This is a genomic window from Faecalibacterium sp. DFI.5.82 (genome assembly GCF_029076575.1).
GTDB lineage: Bacteria > Bacillota > Clostridia > Oscillospirales > Ruminococcaceae > Faecalibacterium > Faecalibacterium duncaniae.
In genome coordinates this window covers 1-304 of record NZ_JARFIS010000662.1, presented here as the reverse complement: position 1 = coordinate 304, position 304 = coordinate 1, and the positions used below count along the sequence as shown (strand labels likewise).

General features: G+C 52.0%; 1 pseudogene. It reads left to right on the top strand.

From position 1 onward, the window contains the following. Positions 1–304, top strand: a pseudogene (locus P0G09_RS18335) (relaxase); the annotation flags it as partial.

The window sequence follows — 304 nt, the reverse complement described above, 5'->3', positions numbered from 1 at the left end:
CTGTGTGCCGTAATCGACAACATCCTGCTGAACGAAAAGCCTGCAAATTTCGAGGTCTTTCTTCAATAGCTGGAACAGCAAGGCTACGAAATCAAACGAGGAAAGCACACTTCGGTCAAAGGCGCACGGCAGAAACGCTTCATCCGTTTTCGCACTTTGGGCGCAGGATACAGCGAAAATGAAATTAAGGCGGTCATCGCCGGAGGATCCGAACACCGCCCGCATCAGAAGCAGACACCGAAAGAGCAACCGTTCCACCTGTTGGTGGACATTCAGGCAAAGCTCTCCGTGGGCAAAAGCGAAG